The 13,337-nt window shown below is 73.6% G+C and carries 14 protein-coding genes and 1 pseudogene; 6 read left to right on the top strand and 9 right to left on the bottom strand.

Annotation, left to right across the window (positions count from 1 at the left end):
- The 3 genes and pseudogenes from ACSNOC_RS15200 to ACSNOC_RS15190 all read right to left on the bottom strand — a co-directional run.
- Positions 1–514 (bottom strand): annotated as a pseudogene (locus tag ACSNOC_RS15200) (hypothetical protein); the annotation flags it as partial.
- A 4-nt stretch (positions 515–518) separates the two neighbouring features.
- Positions 519–2,591 carry a PEP/pyruvate-binding domain-containing protein gene (locus ACSNOC_RS15195; RefSeq protein WP_436747955.1) on the bottom strand — a complete coding sequence of 691 codons (2,073 nt, stop codon included), beginning with the start codon at positions 2,589–2,591 and terminating at the stop codon, positions 519–521.
- A gap of 642 nt (positions 2,592–3,233) precedes the next feature.
- Positions 3,234–3,416 carry a hypothetical protein gene (locus tag ACSNOC_RS15190; RefSeq protein WP_436747954.1) on the bottom strand — a complete coding sequence of 61 codons (183 nt, stop codon included), beginning with the start codon at positions 3,414–3,416 and terminating at the stop codon, positions 3,234–3,236.
- Positions 3,417–3,648: 232 nt separating this feature from the next.
- On the opposite strand from ACSNOC_RS15190, the gene ACSNOC_RS15185 reads away from it, so the two are divergent.
- A complete protein-coding gene (locus ACSNOC_RS15185; protein ID WP_436747953.1) occupies positions 3,649–4,281 on the top strand; it encodes an HNH endonuclease family protein in 633 nt (210 codons plus the stop codon).
- Between the two features lie 24 nt (positions 4,282–4,305).
- Here ACSNOC_RS15185 and ACSNOC_RS15180 read toward each other — a convergent pair whose 3' ends face one another.
- Positions 4,306–4,563 (bottom strand): hypothetical protein, encoded by a 258-nt coding sequence (locus ACSNOC_RS15180; protein ID WP_436747952.1) that lies wholly within the window; start codon positions 4,561–4,563, stop codon positions 4,306–4,308.
- 127 nt (positions 4,564–4,690) lie between these two features.
- Between ACSNOC_RS15180 and ACSNOC_RS15175 the strand changes: the two genes are divergently transcribed.
- Positions 4,691–5,563: a helix-turn-helix domain-containing protein gene (locus tag ACSNOC_RS15175; RefSeq protein WP_436747951.1), complete on the top strand. Its 873-nt coding sequence runs from the start codon at positions 4,691–4,693 to the stop codon at positions 5,561–5,563.
- A gap of 10 nt (positions 5,564–5,573) precedes the next feature.
- On the opposite strand, the gene ACSNOC_RS15170 is transcribed toward ACSNOC_RS15175, so the two are convergent.
- From ACSNOC_RS15170 to ACSNOC_RS15155, 4 genes are all read right to left on the bottom strand, one after another.
- Entirely contained in the window at positions 5,574–6,974 is a 1,401-nt protein-coding gene (locus ACSNOC_RS15170) for a GH1 family beta-glucosidase (protein ID WP_436747950.1), read from the bottom strand.
- 126 nt (positions 6,975–7,100) lie between these two features.
- Positions 7,101–7,283 (bottom strand): hypothetical protein, encoded by a 183-nt coding sequence (locus ACSNOC_RS15165; protein WP_436747958.1) that lies wholly within the window; start codon positions 7,281–7,283, stop codon positions 7,101–7,103.
- Positions 7,261–7,353: a hypothetical protein gene (locus tag ACSNOC_RS15160; RefSeq protein WP_436747949.1), complete on the bottom strand. Its 93-nt coding sequence runs from the start codon at positions 7,351–7,353 to the stop codon at positions 7,261–7,263. The genes ACSNOC_RS15165 and ACSNOC_RS15160 overlap by 23 nt, the downstream gene beginning before the upstream one ends.
- Positions 7,354–7,477: 124 nt before the next feature.
- Entirely contained in the window at positions 7,478–9,487 is a 2,010-nt protein-coding gene (locus ACSNOC_RS15155) for a D-alanyl-D-alanine carboxypeptidase (RefSeq protein WP_436747948.1), read from the bottom strand.
- 388 nt (positions 9,488–9,875) lie between these two features.
- Here ACSNOC_RS15155 and ACSNOC_RS15150 point away from each other — a divergent pair, with 388 nt between their 5' ends.
- The 3 genes from ACSNOC_RS15150 to ACSNOC_RS15140 all read left to right on the top strand — a co-directional run bounded on the left by ACSNOC_RS15150 (position 9,876) and on the right by ACSNOC_RS15140 (position 12,131).
- Positions 9,876–10,670, top strand: a complete 795-nt coding sequence (locus tag ACSNOC_RS15150; protein ID WP_436747947.1) for a GOLPH3/VPS74 family protein — start codon at positions 9,876–9,878, stop codon at positions 10,668–10,670.
- Between the two features lie 221 nt (positions 10,671–10,891).
- Positions 10,892–11,764, top strand: a complete 873-nt coding sequence (locus ACSNOC_RS15145; protein WP_436747946.1) for a helix-turn-helix domain-containing protein — start codon at positions 10,892–10,894, stop codon at positions 11,762–11,764.
- A 157-nt stretch (positions 11,765–11,921) separates the two neighbouring features.
- Positions 11,922–12,131, top strand: coding sequence for a DUF397 domain-containing protein (locus ACSNOC_RS15140; protein ID WP_436747945.1), 210 nt, complete (start codon positions 11,922–11,924; stop codon positions 12,129–12,131).
- A 116-nt stretch (positions 12,132–12,247) separates the two neighbouring features.
- Here ACSNOC_RS15140 and ACSNOC_RS15135 read toward each other — a convergent pair whose 3' ends face one another.
- Positions 12,248–12,997 (bottom strand): Mut7-C RNAse domain-containing protein, encoded by a 750-nt coding sequence (locus tag ACSNOC_RS15135; protein ID WP_436747944.1) that lies wholly within the window; start codon positions 12,995–12,997, stop codon positions 12,248–12,250.
- Between the two features lie 100 nt (positions 12,998–13,097).
- Between ACSNOC_RS15135 and ACSNOC_RS15130 the strand changes: the two genes are divergently transcribed.
- Positions 13,098–13,304 (top strand): hypothetical protein, encoded by a 207-nt coding sequence (locus ACSNOC_RS15130; RefSeq protein WP_436747943.1) that lies wholly within the window; start codon positions 13,098–13,100, stop codon positions 13,302–13,304.
- The last annotated feature ends 33 nt before the right edge of the window (positions 13,305–13,337 follow it).

The following is a 13,337-nucleotide window of genomic DNA, read 5'->3' as shown; positions in this document are numbered from 1 at the left end:
CCCCGGGCCCGTTCCCCCGCACCCCGCCCGGTGGCGCGGCCAGGCTCGCCAGCCGGCCCGCCAGCCGCCGTTCCGCGCCCGGCCTGGCCGTCGCGGCGGCGAGCTTCTGCACCAGCAGCGCCACCCCGGCCAGCGCCGCGCCCGCCGCCATCAGCACCGGCACGAAGACGAACGTCCGCCCACCGGACCCACCAGACCCGCCGGACCCACCGGACCCGCCGTCCCCCTCCAGCCAGCGGAAACGGTGGCCCCGCGGGTCCGGCTCCCGCGCCTGCTCCAGCCGCCGCAGCACCGCCTCGGCGCGGGCGTCGGCGTCGTCCACCCGCCGTTGCAGCCGTCCCATCCGCCCCAGCAGTACCGAGGCCACCAGCAGCATCTCCATCACCAGCAGCAGCACCCCGCACATCAGCGCCCGCTGCCACTCCCACCGGTAGAGGTAGACGACGAGGTACAGCGCCGCGCCCCCGGCGGACATCCCGCCGAGGAGGTAGCCGACCCACGCCGCCGCCCGCATGGCCTCAGGTCACCGCTCCCGTGGTCCCGTCGACCGAGACCTCCGCGCCGGGCGGGAAACGGTCCAGGGCCCCGGCCACGCCCACCACGGTCGGCACCCGGTACTCGCGGGCCAGCACCGCCAGGTGCGACAGCACGCTGCCCGTCTCGGCCACCAGCCCGGCCAGGCCCGGCAGCTCGGGCGCCAGCGCCGGATCCAGCGACCGCACCACCAGCACCGCGCCCGGCGGGCGCTCGCCCGTGCCGTGCCAGGCCGTCCCGGTGCCGAAGCCGCCGCCCGCCGGCTGCCCGCCGCCCTCCGGCGCGCCGCGCCCGAGCCGCTCGGGAACGGGCCGCCCGTCCTCCCCGACCCGGAAGACGGCGGGCAGGGGCGGTGCGGGCGGGCGCGGCTCCCGGCCCGGCGGCGGGTCCGGCGGCAGCCCGCCGCCGTCCAGCGCCGCCGTCAGCTCCTCCCAGCGCAGCACGGACAGCCGGGTCAGCGCGTCCGGCCGCCCGGCCGCCGTCAGCCGCGCCGCGAACTCCCGTACCAGCCGAGCCTGCATCTCCTGCACCCACCGGATCCGCAGCCGCAGCGCCTCCCGCGTCGGCAGCGCCCCCACCCCGCGCGGCGCGCCGGTCCACCCGGTCCGCTCCGGCAGCCGCCGGCCCGCACCGCCCCCGCCGCTCACGCCGCCCGCGCCGCCCGCGAGCGACGGCGGCAGCAGCGCCAGCAGCACCGGATGCCGCGCGATCAGTTCCTCGTCGTCCGGCACCCGGCCGTCACCCGCCGGCGCCCGTACCTCGGCCAGCACGGCGAGCGCCTCCCCGGCGGCCGTCGAGCCCGATCCCGGCCCGAGCAGTGCCCCGGCCAGCGACTCCTGCGCGTGCAGCGCCGACAGCACCGCGCGCCCCCACGCCAGCGCCGTCAGCAGCTGTCCGCTGAGCATCGCGCCCGGCACCGGGAGTGCGGCCAGCTCCCGGTCCACGTCGGCCACCAGGTCGAGCGCGAGCAGCGGCAGCGCGGTGCGCAGCCGCCCGATCCGCCAGGCCGCCGTGGCGCGGCGCGCGCCGGGGACGGGGTTGATGAAGTGGAGCACCGGGTGGGCGGACGGGATCGCGCCGAGCAGCCGCAGATCGGCGGCGGCCCGCCCGTCGACCGTCGTCACCGGGGGGAACGCGCGCAGCGTGCGGCGCGGCGCGGTGCCCGCGATGTCCAGGGCCAGCGTCAGCCCGTGCGCCATCGGCACCACCCACAGGTCCTCCTCCAGCGGCTGGAGGACGTCGGGGAACGTCTCGGCCACCGGGCCGGGCCCCAGCAGCCGCGCGCCGCGCGGCGCGCGGACAGCCATCGCGGTGATCGGCCGGGCCTGGAACAGCCAGAGCCGGTCGTCGCCGTCGAAGCCGAACTCCATGTCCTGCGGCGCGCCCAGCGCCCGTTCGGTCCGCCGCGCCAACTGCACGAGCCGCGCCAGCCGCCGCCGCCCCAGCACCCGGCGGCGGTGCCGGTGCGGCTCGGGCGGCTCGACGGAGACCAGGCGCCCGAGCCGGGTGAGCTGGTACCGCACGCCCTGCGCCGACCCGTCGACCAGCCGGTCGGGGCCGCCGCGCACCGCGCTGATCAGCAGCCGGTCGCGCCGCCCCGACACCGGGTCGGCGCCGAACATCACCCCGCCCACCACCGACCGCGCCATCGGCTGCACCAGCACGGCCATGGGCTCACCGCCCGCCGCCGAGTCCAGGACGGTCCGCACGGCGGAGGTGAAGCCGTCCCAGCCGCGCACGTCCAGCACCGAGGCGAACCGGCCCGCCATCGAGGAGTCCGCCGCGTCCTCGACGGCCGAGGAGGACCGGACGGCCAGCGGACTGCCGCCCGCCGCCAGCCCGTCCCAGGCCCGCCGCAGCGCGGCGGCACCGGTGTCGGCCGCGCCGTCCGGCGGCCGGGGCGCGATCACGAAGCCGGGCAGCACCGGGAGGCCGGCGGCACGGGCCCGCGCCAGGTTGGCGGCCTTGCCGCCGGCCAGGGTCGGGTCCCTGGCCCGCTCGGCGTCCAGCGGCACCACGCCGAGCCGGTCCGCGTCGAGACCGATACCGATACCCACGGCGTACGCACCTCCCTCGTACGCCCAGGGTTCGCGCCCCCGCGCACCCCCGCCACCGGACGCGGCACCCGGACGCGGCGTCCGGGTGACGGCCGGTGCCGTCCGGCTCCACCCACCGGCGTCGCGGTGCCGGACCGGGCCCTCCGGCCCGGCCAGGCCGCCGGATCAGCCGCGCCCGCGCGCGACCGGCCGCCCGAACGCGGCCGGGCCGTGGCCGCCCGGGCATCGCCCACAGCGCGTCCATCGCGTCCCGGTACTCGTCCGTGCGCCGCCCCAGCAGCCGTTCGGCGAGCGCGTCACCCACCGCCCCGGACACCACAACGAGCGGGTCGCCGTGGGGGACGGCACGACGTGCTCGACCGCCCACCACGACCGGTACCCCAACGGCCCGGCATGCCGCGCCAGTCGGGCCCTGACGGCCGGAGGGAGCGTCGCCCTGGTGCGGATCGAGCGCACTCCCGATGCCATGGGCCGTCCCGGTGGGCTCGTTGGCCCCGGTCCACGGAGTTCCGTGCCCGCCGGGGCGGGTCCGCCGCCGCTCCCCCGCGCCGTGGCGGGGAGTTCGCCCCCGGCGTACGCGGGCGCGGGCGGAGCGGGGCGTCGCTTCACGTCGGCCGGTGGGCCGGTCGGCCGGTCAGCCCGTCAGTCGTACTGGACCGTGTCACCGCCCAGGATCGAGGCGTGCTCCAGCACGTCCTCCGCCGGGTCGTCGATCTGACCGACGTCGATCAGGGTGACAGCCGGCCCGTTGTGGGTGTAGTTGCCCGAGTAGTGCTCATCCGCCTGGGCCACCCCGCCGAGGAGCGTGGACGCCCCGACAGTCACAGCCGCAACGAACGGCCACCGTGCGCGCTTCATCCTTTCGCACCCTTCCTCTGGTGAATGTTCGTTCTGTTAATAGGGCGGGCATCCAAAAGGTTACGGTCTCACCAGGTGGTACTACGGTGCGTTAGGAGGAGCGGAGCGCATGCGCGATGTTTTCGCTCGGGTGGTGGCGACGTTGACCGCGACGGCAACGGCCGTTCTGGTAGTGGGGGGTTGTGATTCCGAGTCCACGGTGTCCGACCCGCCGGAGGAATCCGGCGCGGCGAGCGGCGAGGCGAGCGGTGACGCCGAAGCACCGCCCGGCGGGGCCGAGTCGACGCTGCCGGGCCTGCCCACCCCCGACGAGGCGCGCGACCAGCTCGCCGCCCTCACCGTCGCCGAACCCCGCCCCATGACCGGCTATTCGCGCGACCGCTTCCCGCACTGGGCCGACCAGGACGGCTGCACAGTCCGCCAGCTCGTCCTCCAGCGCGACGGCGAGAACGTGGAGGTCGACGACGACTGCCAGCCCGTCTCCGGCACATGGTTCAGCCCGTACGAGGAGCAGGAGTACACCGACCCGGCCGACATCGACATCGACCACATGGTCCCGCTGGCCAACGCCTGGCGTTCCGGGGCGGATTCGTGGACCGACGAGGAGCGCGAGACGTTCGCCAACGACCTCACCCACCCGCAGCTCATCGCGGTCAACGACCGCGTCAACAGCGACAAGGGCGACCAGTCCCCGGACCAGTGGCTGCCCCCGGCCGAGGCGTTCCACTGCACCTACGGGCTCGCCTGGACGTCCGTGAAGCACACCTACGAGCTGACGATCACCGAGGCCGAGCAGGACGAGTTGACCGCGCTCCTCGACACCTGCCCCTAGCGCGCGGGGCCGTGGGCGCCTGTGTCAGATCAGCCCGCCGGCGCTGCGGCGGTTGGCCTGGCGGACCTTCTCGCGCAGCAAGTCGCTGGCGTTCAGCGGCTCTACGGCCTCCGGCCGCACGTTCCACGCCGAGCCTCCCTTGATGGGCCTGAGCTGATAATGGGCTCCCGCCCGGCCCACGACGACGCCCACGCGGTCGAGATCGGTGTCCCGCGCCAGCGCGCCGACCTCCACCTCCTGACCGACGTGCCGACTGGGGGGCTCCTGGCTGCTGGCCGTCATCCGGCGTGACCTCTCTGGGCTTCTAGGCTCTGGCGTAAGGGGGCGGTTACCAGCATCCGCACGGCGCGCGGACGTTGGCCAGTGTCCGCCCGTGTCCCGTACCGCAGCGCCCACAAAGGAGTTCTCGATGGCCGTACGCAAGTCCGATCCGGACCGCAGGCCGAACGCCAGGAAGATGCTGATGCGCGAGCTGGCGCGGCTGCGCGAGGAGGCGGGCTGGTCGCTGGCCCAACTCGCGGAGAAGGTGCGCTTCGACCGCAGCTACCTGCACAAGCTGGAGACCGGCGCCCGCCTCGGCGACCTGCCGACGGTGCAGGCGCTGGACGAGGTGTACGGCACGGGCAACCTGCTCCAACTCCTGTGGACACTGGCCCGGCAGGACGCGTTCGCGGACAAGTACAAGCGCTTCATGCAGCTGGAGGGCCAGGCCAACGTCCGCTACGAGTACACCCCCAGTACCGTGCCCGGACTTCTCCAGACCGAGGAGTACGCCCGCGAACTGCTCGCCGCCGGCCGCCCGGAGGACGAACACGAACTGGAGGAGAAGGTCTCCGTCCGCATCAGCCGCCAGGACATCCTGCGCCAGGACGACCCGCCCTACTACCGCACGATCCTCGACGAGGCGGTCCTGCGCAGGCCCACCACGGACCCGGCGGCCTGGCGCCGCCAACTGGCCCACCTGGCCGAGCAGGCGGCCCAGCCCCGGACGACGATCCAGGTCCTGCCCCTGAGGGCGGGCCTGCACGACCTGCTGGGCGGCTCGCTGACGATCCTGTGGATGCCGAACGGCACGTCGATCGCCTACATCGAGAGCAGCAGGAACGGCGACCTGTACGAGAACCCGGCGGATGTCGAGAAGCTGAAGCTCTCGTTCGACCTGCTGCGCGACATGGCCCTGTCCCCCGAGGAGTCCCTCCGGTTCCTCCACAGCCTGTTGACGGAGGCCACCGAGCCCGGCCCCGGCCCAGGTCCCGGCCCCGGCGCCACCGGCCCGGCGTGACCCCCGCGGATCAGAGCGCGTTGGCGCGGGTGATCTCCGCGAACCACCGGCCGCTGTCCTTCATCGTCCGGCGCTGGGTCTCGAAGTCGACGTGCACCAGGCCGAACCGCTTGGCATATCCGTACGCCCACTCGAAGTTGTCCAGCAGCGACCACACGAAGTAGCCCCGCACGTCGACGCCCTCCGCCAACGCCCGGTGGGTGGCGGCGATATGGCTCTCCAGATAGGCCCGCCGCTGCTCGTCGTGCACGCGGCCGTCGGGCGTGACCTCGTCGTCGTACGCGGCGCCGTTCTCCGTCACGTACAGCGGCGGCGGACCGTACTCGCGCCACACCCGCGTCAGCGTCCGGTGCAGGCCGTCGGGGGCGATCTCCCAGCCCATCGCGGTCGCGGGCAGGCCGCGCCCCACCGTCTCCACGCCCGCCGCGCCCACCCAGGGCGTCGGACGGCCGGGCTTCGGGTCATCACCCTGACGGATGACCAGGCGCGTGTAGTAGTTGACGCCGAGAAAGTCCAGCGGCGTGCTGATGACGTCCAGGTCCCCGTCGTGCACCAGCCCGGCGCCGCCGAGGTCCACGACATCCGCGAGGTCCGCCACCACGTCGGCCGGGTAGGCGCCGCGCAGCAGCGGGTCGAGGAAGATCCGGTTCATCAGCCCGTCGGCCCGGCGGGCCGCGTCCCGGTCGGCCGCGCGGTCCGGCTCGGCCGCCTCCACCGGCGCCAGATTGAGCGTCACCCCGATCTCGCGCGCCCCCTGCTCCCGCAGCGCGCGGGCGGCCAGGCCGTGCCCGAGCAGCAGGTGATGGGCGGCGCGCACGGCCGCCGCCCCGTCGGTGCGGCCGGGCGCGTGGATCCCGGCCGCGTAGCCGAGGAACGCGGAGCACCACGGCTCGTTCAGCGTCGTCCAGTGCGGCACCCGGTCGCCGAGCCGCTGGTGGACGAGGGCCGCGTAGGCGGCGAAGTGCTCGGCCGTCTCGCGGCGCGGCCAGCCGCCCGCGTCCTCCAGGGACTGCGGCAGGTCCCAGTGGTAGAGGGTCACCCAGGGGGTGATGCCGTGTTCGCGCAGGCTGTCCAGCAGGCGGCTGTAGAAGTCGAGGCCGGCGCCGTTGAGCGGCCCGTAGCCCTCGGGCTGGAGGCGCGGCCAGGCGAGCGAGAAGCGGTAGTGCGTCACGCCGAGGTCGGCCAGGAGGGAGACGTCCTCCGGGTAGCGGTGGTAGTGGTCGTCGGCCAGATCGCCGGTCTGGTTCCGGTGGACGCGGCCCGGGGTGTGCGCGAAGGTGTCCCAGATCGAGGGCAGCCGCCCGTCGGCGTGCACCGCCCCCTCGATCTGGTAGCTGGAGGTCGCCGCACCCCAGACGAAGCCCTCGGGGAAGCGGGACGTGCTGGGGTCGTGGCCGTGCGGATTCGTCATGACGACACAACCTGTGTGATGACCGGATGAACCCGTCGAGCGTAGGACAGATCCCCGGCCGTCGCCGCCCGGCGCGCTGAGAGGGGACTCGGGGGACTCGGGAAACTCGGGAGAACGCGGGAGAACTCAGTAGAGAGGGGGGCGGTAGTTCTCCGCCTTGTCGAGGATCGCCGTGAAGCGTTCCCACTGCGCCGCCGCCTCCGCCGTGGGCCCCACGGTGAAGTCCTCCGGATCCAGGAAGTCCAGTCGCTCGCGCGTGGCCGGGTCCAAGTCCCGCCACGCGGCCTCATCCTGCGGTGACCGAGCCACAGTCGTCGCACACCCAGTTGCCGTTGTTAAGCCTGCGGCCCTCACTCGACCCGCATGATGGACATTCCACAGGGCTGCCCCCTCACGCATCCCTCGCTGTGGGGCACCGACTGTAGCGTGCGCCGACCGGGCGCGGCAGCCCCCGCTGCGCCGACGGGGTGGTCCCCGGACGGCGCGGCGGGGGCGGCGGCGGCTCAGGCCACCCGCGTAAGGCGGTCCGCGAAGCCCGGCTCGCCCAGATCCGCGGCCAGCGCGACCGGCACGGTCACCCGGTCCGGGCCGCCACCCACGGTGAGCACGCCGACCTCCGTCCCGGCGTCGGCGGAGCCGGGGATCCCGTCATCGCCCGCCGACAGCTCCAACTCGACCTCCAGCCCGGCCCAGCCGACCGCCTGGACGTCCTCGGTGACCGCGATCGGCGTCTGCCCGCCGAGTCCGTCGTCCACGTACCCGACGACGTCCCCGGCGCTCAGCACGGTCTCGGCGCGCAACTCCTCCTGCGCGAACCGGATCAGGGAGTCCCCGGCGGTCAACGCCCCGGTGAGGATGGAGTTGTCGGAGGGATGCGGCGGCTGGGCCAGGACGGCGCCGACGATGAGCTGCCGGGTGCCGCCGACTTCCTGTTCGGCGGCGAACAGGAGATTGCCGCCCGCCGCCGTGGTGGTGCCGGTCTTGATGCCGAGGACGCCGTTGACCGGGACCAGGTGGTTCCAGTTCCCGTGCGTCACGCCCTGGCTGTCCTCGTAGCTCGGCATGGCCACGATCGCGCGGAACACCGGGTCGTCCATCGCCGCCTTGGCCAGGATCACCTGGTCCTCGGCGGTGGAGACGGTGGTCTCGTCCAGGCCGCTGGGGTCGGTGTAGGTGGTGTTCTCCATGCCCAGTTCGGCGGCGGTCGCGTTCATCTCGGCGACGAACTCCTCCTCCGACCCCGCGTCCCACCGCGCCAACAGGCGGGCCACGTTGTTCGCCGAAGCGATCAGGATCGCCTGCAGCGCCTCCCGCTGGGTGAGGGAGGTACCGGCCTCGACCTCGACCGTCGACTCGCCGTCGTTGCTCAACGCCGCGTCGTCCTCGGCCTGTTGGTCGACGGGGATGCTCTCGCCGTCGCCGTCCTCGGCCATCGGGTGGTTCCGCAGGACGACATAGGCCGTCATCACCTTCGCCACGGACGCGATGGGCACGGGCTCCTGCTCGCCGGACGAGCCGAACGTGCCCAGCCCCTCCACGTCGAGCACCGCCTGCCCCGAGGCCGGCCAGGGCGCGGTGGGTGACTCGCCGTCGAACGTATGGGAGGCGACGGCCGTCATCTCCAGCGTTGGCTCGGGCAACGGGCGAAGCGACTGCGCGATGACGAACGCGATGCCGAGCAGGACGATCAGCGGGGTCCAGATCTTGACGCGGCGTGCGAGGGTCCGCAGCGGAGTCGGCGGCGGCGCGGGCCGGTTGGTCAACTCGGCCAGCAGATCGAGCGGATCGCGCTCCGCGTCGGCGGGAGGCGGCGCCACGGTCGGCTTCGGCGGCAACGGCAGCGCACTGGTCGCCTCCGCGCCCTCCGCCTCCGGTGCCTTCTCCGGAACGGGCGGCAGGCGCAGGACGCTGGTCGAGTCGCTGTCGTCGGCGTCCTCAGGTTCCGGGGTCTTGTCCGGGACGGGTGGCAGGCGCAGGACGCTGGTGGCGTCCGCGTCCGCGTCCGTGGCCTCGGGTTCCGCGTCGGCGTCCTCGGGTTCGGCCGCCTTGTCCGGGACGGGTGGCACTCGCAGGAGGCTGGTGGCGTCCGCGTCCGCGTCCGTGGCCTCGGGTTCCGCGTCGGCGTCCTCCGCCTCCGGTGCCTTGTCAGGGACGGGTGGCAGTCGCAGGACGCTGGTGGCGTCGCTGTCGTCGCTGTCGTCGCTGTCGTCGGCGTCCTCGGGCTCCGCGTCCTCGGGCTCCGCGTCCTCGGGGTCCGCGTCCTCGGGCTCCTCGGCGTCCTCGTCGGGCAGGCGCAGGGAGGTGGTCTTGCGATCGCCGGTCTCCGGCAGCCGCAGCACGCTGGTCGCGTGGTCACCGGCGGGCGCGTCGTCGGCGGCGTCCCCGGCGTCCTCCGCCTCCGCACTGGCCTCCTCGTCGTCGGCCCCGGCCGCCTCGGCCTCGTCCGGCACCCGCAGGGACGTCGTCTTCCGGTCGCCCGAGCCGTCGGCCTGGTCCGGGATCCGCATCGCCATCGTTCTGGGGTCTATTGGCGCCTCCGACGCCTCCTCGTCGGCCGCCTCCTGCTCGTCCCCGGGAACCTCCGCGCCCCGGGGAACCCTTCCGGGGTCCCCGGGCGTCTTCTCCGATGACTCCTGCTCCCGATCCCGATCCGAAATGTCCGGGGACTCGCCCGCCACCCCGTACCTCCCTGCTCCTCGTTCCAGAACTGGCCGCTGGCCCTACCAGTTTGCCGGGTCCTGTGCACCTCGGTACGCCATGCCGGTGGTGGCGGAAACCTGCTGCCCGCTCACAAGGACGACAACGACATATCTACGGGTTCCCTCCCAAATCATCCACGTGCTCTCGACAGAACAATGTGAGAGGCGTCACCCTGTCTTTCATCCACGCGGGGAGGCATGGATGAGCAGGAGTCGTAGAACCATTCCGGAAGAGCTGCTGCTGCTCGCTCTGGACCCGGCCACGGGAACCACAGCGCAGCCACAGTCGCTCGACCTCGGCCTCGCCGGGGCACAGCTCGTCGAGCTGGCACTGGCGGGACGGATAGCCCCGGACGGGGACCGAATAGCCGTGGTGCTGCCACGGCCGACCGGAGATCCCACGCTGGACTCCGCCCTGGAACTGCTGCGCAGACGCGGCAGTCCGGTGCGGGCCGTCCACTGGATCGGCGGGCCCCGGCTGGGGCTCCGCCAGACGTATCTCTCGCATCTGGAGCGCTGCGGCATGGTGCACGCGGTCGAGAACCAGATGTGCGGAGTGCTGCCGACGACGCGGTACCAAGCGACGGACACCGCGGTCAGCAGGCAGATCCGGGCTCGGCTGGACACCGCGATCCGTACCGGCACCCCACCGGACGCACGGACCGCGGCACTGGCGGCGCTGGCCCACGCGGTGGGCCTGGGCAAGCATCTGTATCCCGGCAACGAGGGACGGTCCTCCCGTTCCCGGCTGCGGGATCTGATCAGGCACGACCCGATGGGCGGCCTGGTGGCACACGCCGTGATGGACGTGCAGAACGGTGTGGCAGGCCAGGCAGCCGCGGCGCGACGCCCGCAGCAGCAGAGCGGGACGCGCAAGACGGGTCGCACGCCGGCGCCCGCGGCCATGGCTGTGGTCGGACCGTCTCAGCAGGTCGCCGAAACGTCTCGGCGGAGAGGAGTGACGAGAGCCGTGGCCCGTCCCTCGCTGTCGCACTAGACGTGCGGCGCGGACGCCGACGGCACTTTGACGAACCGGGAGCCGCATGCGAGCAGGGGGTGTGGTGACGGCCGCACAGCGGGCCGCCGCCGCACCCCGTGCTTGTGTTCCGTGCTCATGATCACGTCCTCTCTGGCGCTATTCGCCAGCGGACGCACCGTCCCGGATGGCACCCTGCTCACAGCAGCGGTCTTTCCAGATCGACGGAGGTGCACAAGTCCGTGGCGGGAAACATCAATCCCACTGTCCGGCGGCGAAGGCTCGGCCAGGAGCTCAGGCGGCTCCGCGAGGAACGGGGCATGACGGCGGAGGAGGTCGCGGACAGGCTGCTCGTCTCGCAGTCGAAGATCAGCAGACTGGAGAACGGGCGCCGGAGCATCAGCCCGCGCGACGTCCGCGACCTGTGCGGGGTCTACGAGGTCGAGGACGCGAAGCTGGTCGAGTCGCTGATGCAGATGGCCAGGGAATCCCGTCAGCAGGGCTGGTGGCATGCCTTCGCCGAACTGTCGCCCAGCTACAGCGTCTACATCGGCCTGGAGACCGACGCGTCCTCGTTACGCGTCTACGAGCCACAGGTGGTGCCGGGGCTGCTCCAGACCCAGGCGTACGCCGCGGCCGTCATATCGGGCGCGCTGCCCGAGGTCGGCCCCGACGAGGTCGACAGCCGGGTCCAGGTGCGGCTCCGCCGCCAGCAGCGGATCTGGGACGAGAAGAACCCGCTGCGGCTGTGGGCCGTGGTGGACGAGGCGGCCCTGCGCCGCGCGGTCGGCGGGACGCGCACGATGGTGGAGCAGTTGCACCGGCTCGTGGAGTGCTCGGCGCTGCCGCACGTGACGCTCCAGGTGATGCCGTTCTCCGCCGGAGCGCACCCCGGCGTGAACGGGCAGTACGCGATTCTGGAGTTTCCCGAGGCGACCGACTCCACGGTGATCTACCTGGAGGGCGGGACGAGCGATCTCTATCTGGAGAAGCCGCACGACGTGCAGTACTACAGCGTCATGTACGAGCACCTGCGGGCCCAGGCGCTCAGCCCGGAGGCATCGCGCCGCTTCATGGCCGCGCTGATGGAGGAATACCGGAGCTCAGCACCCTGAAGGGGATAAATGGGGCGCGGAATATACACCGCGGCGACACCCTCTGGAAGGGAAGTGCCCAACGGTCCATCCGGTTGAGTGAACCGGGACATCATATGGCGATCCGGACTAGTACGGTCACGGCAATCACACCCGACCGGCAAGATCCGGAGCGAACATGGCAATTGAGCAAGGCAGCACGTACGTGTGGACGAAGTCGTCCTATTCCGGGGGGAACGGGGCCTGTGTGGAGGTGATGTCGCCGGTGCGGGACCTTCTGGCCGTACGCGACTCCAAGACCCCCACCGGGCCGCTCCTCGGCTTCCCGGCCGGCTCCTGGGCGGCGTTCCTCGGCGCGGTGGACGGTGAGGACCTCACCGCCGCCTGACGCGCGGGACGCGGCCCGGGCCAAGCGCCGTTCGATCCACCACGCGGTGCCTCGGGCGGCGCTGCGGCGCACGGGCGTCCGCACGGACCGGTGACCGCCGCCGACGGGGGCAAGCGTCATGTCGTGGTGGCGCGGGTGGGGGGTCGGCCCGCGTAGTCGGTCGCGCTGGTCACGATGGCCGCCAGGTGCGCGTGGTGGGCACCGCGCCAGTACACGCGTTCGCAGGCCGTGCACTGGGCGAACACGTCGTAGGTGCGGCGGGTGCCGGATTCGAGGCGGGTGACGACCGCGTCCTTGTCGGCCTCGCGCAGCCGTCCGTTGCAGGCGGTGCAGCGGGTCCACGGCGCCAGCGCCGGGGCGAACCGGTCGAGGACGTCCCGCAGCTGCTCCTCGGGCCGGTCGCCGCGGACGTAGGCCCCGGCCCAGAGCCCGCGGCGGCGCAGCAGGCCCCGGTCGCGCGAGAGCAGCACCCGGCGCTCGGCGGCCGAGCGCGCGGCGAGGGCGGCGTCGCCCGGGTCGGTGCTGTCGTAGGCGGTGTCGATCCCGAGCAGGCGCAGCCGCCGGGCCAGCGTGCCGAGGTGGACGTCGAGGAGGAAGCGCGGCGCCCCGCCCGGGAGCCGCTGGGGGCGCCGGACGGCGCGGACCTCCACGTGGTCGCCCGCGCGCGGCACGTGCGAGGGGGGCACCTCGCGGCCGTTCACCAGCAGCAGGCCGATCTCGGTGCGCGGGACGCCCAGCGACTCGACCACGTGCCCGAGGCTGGAGGTGCCGTCCACGGCGAGCGGCGTGCGCTCGCCGCGGCGCCCGGGGGCGGCGAGGAACCGCAGCTCGGGCGCGAGGCCGATGGTGATCCGGTGCCGGTCCATGTCTCCATGGTCCCCCCGCGCCGCTCAACCGTGCGCGCGTCCGGCCGCGATCGCGCGCCCGCCCGGGAGCGCCTAGGCTGGCGGATTGGGAGGTGTCGCAATGTCCGAATCATTCGAATCAGACGAGCAGCGCTCCACCGATCGCCCGACGCCCGACCGGCTGCTGCACAGTGGCGGGGACCGCCCGATCGACCCCGAGGACCTGGTGCGGCTCAGCGGCCGGGAGCCGACGCCCGAGCGGGTCGAGGAGGCCCGCCGCCTGCTGGAGAAGGAGGGCCCCTCCGCCGTGGAGCGCTATCTGCCCTGACTCCGGGCCGGCGCGGGCGGAATGATCCGGCGG

It is taken from the genome of Streptomyces sp. URMC 129 (assembly GCF_051386415.1).
Lineage (GTDB): Bacteria > Actinomycetota > Actinomycetes > Streptomycetales > Streptomycetaceae > Streptomyces.
Note: the sequence above shows the minus strand (reverse complement) of the source record. Positions and strands in the feature narration are given on the sequence as shown.

Bases quoted from the DNA above. Each gene is read 5' to 3' on its own strand.
- ACSNOC_RS15180 (WP_436747952.1), bottom strand. From the start codon at position 4,563: ATGACGGCCAGCAGCCAGGAGCCCCCCAGTCGGCACGTCGGTCAGGAG.
- ACSNOC_RS15175 (WP_436747951.1), top strand. From the start codon at position 4,691: ATGGCCGTACGCAAGTCCGATCCGGACCGCAGGCCGAACGCCAGGAAG.
- ACSNOC_RS15170 (WP_436747950.1), bottom strand. From the start codon at position 6,974: ATGACGAATCCGCACGGCCACGACCCCAGCACGTCCCGCTTCCCCGAG.
- ACSNOC_RS15155 (WP_436747948.1), bottom strand. From the start codon at position 9,487: ATGGCGATGCGGATCCCGGACCAGGCCGACGGCTCGGGCGACCGGAAG.
- ACSNOC_RS15150 (WP_436747947.1), top strand. From the start codon at position 9,876: ATGAGCAGGAGTCGTAGAACCATTCCGGAAGAGCTGCTGCTGCTCGCT.
- ACSNOC_RS15140 (WP_436747945.1), top strand. From the start codon at position 11,922: ATGGCAATTGAGCAAGGCAGCACGTACGTGTGGACGAAGTCGTCCTAT.
- ACSNOC_RS15135 (WP_436747944.1), bottom strand. From the start codon at position 12,997: ATGGACCGGCACCGGATCACCATCGGCCTCGCGCCCGAGCTGCGGTTC.
- ACSNOC_RS15130 (WP_436747943.1), top strand. From the start codon at position 13,098: ATGTCCGAATCATTCGAATCAGACGAGCAGCGCTCCACCGATCGCCCG.